The sequence below is a fragment of the Capnocytophaga felis genome (genome assembly GCF_009684755.1).
Lineage (GTDB): Bacteria > Bacteroidota > Bacteroidia > Flavobacteriales > Flavobacteriaceae > Capnocytophaga > Capnocytophaga felis.
Window position 1 is genome coordinate 1 of record NZ_BLBC01000032.1, and the last position, 4375, is coordinate 4375.

General features: G+C 39.2%; 3 protein-coding genes and 1 pseudogene. All 4 read left to right on the forward strand.

From position 1 onward, the window contains the following. Positions 1 to 2428 (forward strand): TraG family conjugative transposon ATPase (locus tag GN105_RS12700; protein ID WP_155285759.1); only part of this gene is annotated, 2428 nt, incomplete at its 5' end. 71 nt (positions 2429 to 2499) lie between these two features. After that, a complete protein-coding gene (locus GN105_RS12705) occupies positions 2500 to 3126 on the forward strand; it encodes a DUF4141 domain-containing protein (protein ID WP_155285760.1) in 627 nt (208 codons plus the stop codon). Positions 3127 to 3134: 8 nt separating this feature from the next. Further along, positions 3135 to 4124, forward strand: a complete 990-nt coding sequence (traJ, locus tag GN105_RS12710) for a conjugative transposon protein TraJ (RefSeq protein WP_155285761.1) — start codon at positions 3135 to 3137, stop codon at positions 4122 to 4124. Positions 4125 to 4204: 80 nt separating this feature from the next. Next, positions 4205 to 4375, forward strand: a pseudogene (locus GN105_RS12715) (conjugative transposon protein TraK); the annotation flags it as partial.

The window sequence follows — 4375 nt, forward strand, 5'->3', positions numbered from 1 at the left end:
AAACGACTGTTTGCTGAGCAAAGAAGCCGATATTACTATTGGTTTTTCCGTGCAATTGCCCGAGCTTTTTACCCTTTCAGGAGAAGATTATCAGCTGTTGCATTCACTTTGGTATAAGGCTATAAAAGTACTTCCCGAATACACGGTGATTCATAAGCAAGATTGGTTTCTCAAAGAGAACTACACTCCTAATTTACAATCGGAAAACACTACTTTTCTATCTCGTTCGTATGAAAAACATTTCAATGAACGTCCATTTTTGCATCACCGATGTTACTTGTTTTTGACCAAAACCACCAAAAACAGAATGCAGTCACAGAGTAATTTTTCATCGCTTTGTAAAGGCAATTTTCTACCCAAAGAAATCAGAAACAAAGAGTACATCTCTCAATTTTTGGAGGCTGTTAGGCAGATGGAACGTATTTTAAACGATTCGGGATTTTTGCACATTACACAACTGACCGAAACAGATTACATTGGTACAAAAGATAAAAAAGGACTCTTTGAGCAGTATTTAAGTCTTTCCACCGATGACAATGTATCCTTGCAGGATATTTGTCTTTCGGCAGAACAGATGCGTATTGGCAATCAAAAGCTGTGTTTACATACGCTTTCCGATACGGAGGATTTGCCAACAAGCGTTACCCCTGAGAGCTGTTATGAACGTTTATCCACGGATAAGAGTGATTGTTTGCTATCGTTTGCCTCACCTGTTGGGCTACTGCTGAGTTGCAATCATATTTACAATCAATATTTGTTTTTAGACAATTCACAGGAAAACCTACAAAAGTTTGAAAAATCAGCTCGTAATATGCACTCGCTTTCGAGGTACAGTAGAGCCAATCAAATCAATAAGCAGTGGATAGAAGAATACCTCAATGTAGCTCATTCGCAAGGCTTGGCATCTGTGAGAGCTCATTTTAATGTAATGTCGTGGTCGGATAACCCTCAGGAACTTAGGACGCTCAAAAACGATGTGGGTAGTGCCTTGGCTTCGATGGAATGCAAACCCCGACATAATACCATTGATACAGCTACACTTTATTGGGCGGGCATTGCAGGTAACGGAGCGGATTTTCCGAGTGAAGAAACGTTTTACACGTTCATTGAACCTGCCTTGTGTTTCTTCACCCAAGAGACGAATTATCAAAACTCGCCAAGTCCTTTCGGAATCAAAATGGCAGATAGGCTTACGGGCAATCCCATTCATTTGGACATTTCGGATTTGCCGATGAAAAAAGGAATTATCACCAACCGAAATAAATTCGTATTAGGACCTTCGGGCAGTGGTAAATCCTTTTTTACCAATCATTTGGTTCGGCAATATTACGAGCAAGGGACACACATTGTTTTAGTGGATACGGGAAATTCCTATCAAGGATTGTGTGAACTGATACATCAGAAAACCAAAGGAAAAGATGGGATTTATTTCACTTATACGGAGGATAATCCCATAGCCTTTAATCCGTTTTACACAGACGATGGGGTGTTTGATATTGAAAAACGGGAGAGTATCAAAACGCTTATCCTAACCCTTTGGAAACGCGATGATGAGCCACCCACCCGCTCGGAAGAGGTAGCTCTTTCCAATGCAGTGAATCTGTACATTCAACAAGTTAAAGAAAATCAGCATCAAAAACCTGCTTTTAATGGCTTTTATGAATTTGTCAAAGGCGAGTATGCAGCACTTTTAAAGGAGAAAAAAGTACGCGAAAAGGATTTTGATTTAGCTAATTTCTTAAATGTATTAGAGCCATATTACCAAGGTGGAGAATATGATTATTTGCTCAATTCCGACAAAGAAATGGATTTGCTCTCCAAGCGATTTATCGTTTTTGAAATAGATGCTATCAAAGACCATCCGATATTATTTCCTGTGGTAACCATTATCATTATGGAAGTATTTATCAATAAGATGCGAAGACTTAAAGGGATTCGTAAGATGATTCTGATAGAGGAAGCGTGGAAAGCCATTGCTAAGGAAGGTATGGCGGAATACATCAAATACCTGTTTAAAACGGTGCGTAAATTCTTCGGTGAGGCGGTAATTGTTACCCAAGAGGTGGACGATATTATCCATTCACCCATTGTCAAAGAAAGTATTATCAACAATTCGGATTGCAAAATTTTGCTCGACCAACGCAAGTATATGAACAAGTTCGATGCGATTCAAACGATGTTAGGGCTTACTGAAAAGGAAAAAGCACAAATTCTTTCTATCAACTTAAATAACGACCCCAAACGCAAATACAAAGAAGTGTGGATTGGTTTGGGAGGGACACATTCGGCTGTGTATGCCACTGAGGTAAGCCGTCAGGAATATTTTGCGTACACTACCGAAGAGAGCGAAAAACACCAACTGATGCAACTCACCGGACAGTTCGACGGCAATTTAGAAAAAGCCATTGAGCAGATGAGTAGACAATAAACACAGGCAATAGGTATTAGGGAATAGGCAATAGAAAAAAGTATAAGAAGTTTAACAAAAAAAAGGAAAAGATGAAAACAAGACACATTGTAACAGGAATGTTTTTACTGCTAATGTTTAGCAGTGTAAAAGCACAATTTGTGGTTACAGACCCAACGAATTTAGCCCAAAGTATTGTCAATACCACCCAACAGATTGTACAAACTTCTTCTACCGCCCGAAATATGCTCAACAATTTTAAAGAGGTAGAAAAGGTGTATAATCAAGGAAAAAAATATTACGATGCTCTTAAAAGTGTCAATAATTTGGTAAAAGATGCCCGAAAGGTACAAGAAACGGTACTGATGGTGGGAGATATTTCTCAAATGTACGTTACCAATTTCAAAAAGATGACTCAAGATGCCAATTTTTCGGCTGAAGAACTCAATGCCATAGCCTTTGGGTATTCTAAACTTTTGGCAGAGAGTTCTAATTTACTGAAAGATTTAAAGCAGATTGTCAACGCTTCTTCTTTATCGATGAACGATAAAGAGCGTTTGGATATCATCGATAGGGTACATAAAGAAGTCAAGGAATATTATCTGTTAGTTCGGTATTACACTCAAAAAAACATTTCGGTAAGTTATCTCAGAGCCAAGAAGAAAAACGATACACGACGAGTGCTTTCCCTTTATGGCAATGAAATGAAATATTGGTAATTAGATATATGGAAAATTTACACGAAATCCTCAGGAGTTTATACGATGATATGATGCCTCTTACGGCACAGATGACAGGGATTGCCAAAGGCATTGCGGGGTTGGGAGCGTTGTTTTACGTGGCGATGCAGGTATGGCAAGCCTTGGCAAGAGCCGAAGCGGTGGATGTATATCCACTACTTAGACCTTTTGCCATTGGTGGTTGTGTGCTGTTTTTTCCCACGTTAGTTTTAGGAACGATGAATGCCGTACTAAGCCCTGTGGTTACAGGAACGCACCATATTTTAGAATCCCAAACCTTGGATTTACACAAACTCCAACAACAAAAAGACCGCTTGGAACGAGAGGCACAACTGAGAAATCCCGAGACGGCTTATTTGGTTTCCGATGAAGCCTTTGACAAAAAATTGGAAGAATTGGGTTGGAGTCCTTCGGATATGGTGGTAATGGCAGGGATGTACATTGAGCGAGGAATGTACGACCTTAAACAAAGCATACGGGCGTGGTTTCGAGAGCTTTTGGAAATGCTTTTTCAAGCGGCAGCATTGGTCATTGATACCATTCGTACTTTCTTTCTGATTGTACTTTCCATTTTAGGTCCTTTGGCTTTTGCCATTTCGGTTTGGGATGGTTTTCAATCGACAATGACTCAATGGATTACCCGTTATGTAAGCGTGTATCTGTGGCTTCCCGTATCGGATTTGTTCAGTGCCATTTTGGCTCGTATTCAATCGCTTATTATCGAAAAAGACATCGAACAACTATCTGATCCTCATTTTATTCCCGATACTTCCAATACGGTGTATATCATCTTTATGATTATCGGCATCATCGGATATTTTACCATTCCAACGGTTTCCGGTTGGATTATACAAGCCGGAGGTATGGGCAATTTCGGCAGAAATATTAATCAAACAGCAACCAAAACGGGGAATGTTGTAGGAGCCGGAGCAGGTGCCGCTACGGGAAATATTTCGGGACAATTGTTGAAAAAATAAGAATCAGGTGGTTGACGGATTCATTGATTACTATCAACCAACTACTTTTAACTAAAAGTAATATTAAAAAAAACATAAAAATGGAATTCAAAATTTTTAGAAATATCGAAAACGGATTTAAGCAAATTCGGATGTACACTCTCGTCTTTGCTAGTTTTTGTTTGTTAATAAGTTTGTTTTCGGTGGGATATGCCTATCATTTTGCCCAACAACAACGCGAGAAAATCTACGTGTTGGACAATGGTAAATCT